Source organism: Algoriphagus aurantiacus (assembly GCF_035156405.1).
Classification (GTDB): Bacteria; Bacteroidota; Bacteroidia; order Cytophagales; family Cyclobacteriaceae; genus Algoriphagus; species Algoriphagus aurantiacus.
In genome coordinates this window covers 1-1,529 of the sequence record NZ_JAXRUT010000070.1, presented here as the reverse complement: position 1 = coordinate 1,529, position 1,529 = coordinate 1, and the positions used below count along the sequence as shown (strand labels likewise).

Annotated in this window: 3 protein-coding genes; 2 read left to right on the top strand and 1 reads right to left on the bottom strand. The window is 35.6% G+C overall.

Translation table 11 applies throughout. The features are described from left to right. Positions 1-99 precede the first annotated feature (99 nt). Positions 100-381: a hypothetical protein gene (locus SYJ56_RS25760; protein ID WP_323839271.1), complete on the top strand. Its 282-nt coding sequence runs from the start codon at positions 100-102 to the stop codon at positions 379-381. Here the strand turns inward: SYJ56_RS25760 and SYJ56_RS25755 are convergent. Further along, positions 364-684: a hypothetical protein gene (locus SYJ56_RS25755; protein WP_323839269.1), complete on the bottom strand. Its 321-nt coding sequence runs from the start codon at positions 682-684 to the stop codon at positions 364-366. The genes SYJ56_RS25760 and SYJ56_RS25755 overlap by 18 nt on opposite strands. A 12-nt stretch (positions 685-696) precedes the next feature. Between SYJ56_RS25755 and SYJ56_RS25750 the strand changes: the two genes are divergently transcribed. Further along, on the top strand, positions 697-1,119 hold the full coding sequence (locus tag SYJ56_RS25750; RefSeq protein WP_323839267.1) for a Crp/Fnr family transcriptional regulator: 423 nt from the start codon (positions 697-699) through the stop codon (positions 1,117-1,119). Positions 1,120-1,529 lie beyond the last annotated feature (410 nt).

The following is a 1,529-nucleotide window of genomic DNA, read 5'->3' as shown; positions in this document are numbered from 1 at the left end:
TGCCACTTACAGAACAGGGAATAGTACGCTTCGTTGCTTGTCTTTTTCATCCTGCAACATTATACATTCAGGACTCAACTATCAATATGGTTTTGTCGGATGCATACAATTGAATGGTGTGTTTCTACAACTGTGTTTTCGGATAAAGCAATCGGATTGATAACGGCTTCAGCAAGTGGGGAAAAGGGACATATAGAGCTAAAATTGATAATGGAAACTGTTCAGACTTATTTCACGAATGATACGACATTACTAATTCAGGGTGTAAAAGGGAAAGTGAACAGGGAAGGGCAAATTATCGACAACAAAACTAAAATCCAGCTGAAAGATTTTGTCCTATCATTCAATAAACTACTAAATAAGTCAATAGGTAATGAGTAGACGCCTCTGCATTTGTAGGATATCATTGTTCTGTGCCGTTTCATCGGGTGTTGGCTTGGAGTTGTTATTTCTAGGTATAGGTGAGTTTGATTCTTTCAAGTTAGCCTCTTTCCTAGGGCGATAACTGGAATAACCCAGCTTCTTCATCCACCTGAACAATTGACCTTTCTTCTCGTCTTGACCAGTGTATTTCTTCCAAATGGCTTGCTTTGTGCAGCCATTGGATATCATCTCCTGGATGATCTTATGCTGGTCTTCAACACTGAAGTGTCTACCCGCTTTTTTAATGACTTTCTTTCTCATCTTTTAATAGATTTGTGTAAAGCTATTTCAGGACAAGACAGTTTAGTGCTAAAAATCCCCGCCTTCGCAAAGCGGAAAATGTTAGCTAAAACCCTAGGACAACCCTGCATCAAGAGACAATTATCAAGAATGGAGAATTTCAAAATTGAAAATACAGAATGGGACAATTTTAAACACCTTTTCAAACGACAAGAAATTCCTGCAAAGACAATTCTATTGAATGAAGGCGAAATTGCTAAACAAGCATTTTATATTGAGAAAGGTTGTTTAAGAGTTTGTTCCAACAATGAAGGGAAAGACATTACTTTTCAGTTTTTCTTTGAAGGCGAAAGCGTTTCTTCCATAGAAAGCTTCCGAACAAACCAGCCAAGTTTATTTACAATTGAAAGTATAGAACCTTGTATTTTATATTCTATTTTTAAAAAGGATTTTTAGGCAATAATTGAAAGTTCAACAGAAATAAAAGAACAAGTAGAAGAACATACTTTTCAACGATTAATATTTTACCAAAAACTATTTCTTTCACGTATCAAAGACAATCCTGAAAAAAGATATTTGGAACTTTTGAAAAATAATTCGAAGATTTTGCAGAGAGTTCCCCAACATTACATTGCATCATTTTTAGGAATTACTTCGGTTTCGTTAAGTCGTATAAGAAACAGGCGTTAGACATTTCTTTACAATTGTTATCGTCCACTCATTTTAAACTGCTGACTTTTGTGTTGTAATTTAAAAGTATGCATCCGACAAAACCATATTGATAGTTGAGTCCTGAATGTATAATGTTGCAGGATGAAAAAGACAAGCAACGAAGCGTACTATTCCCTGTTCTGTAAGTGGCAGGA

Excerpts from the sequence above, each read along its gene's own strand:
- SYJ56_RS25760 (WP_323839271.1), top strand. The coding sequence starts at position 100 with ATGCATACAATTGAATGGTGTGTTTCTACAACTGTGTTTTCGGATAAA.
- SYJ56_RS25755 (WP_323839269.1), bottom strand. The coding sequence starts at position 684 with ATGAGAAAGAAAGTCATTAAAAAAGCGGGTAGACACTTCAGTGTTGAA.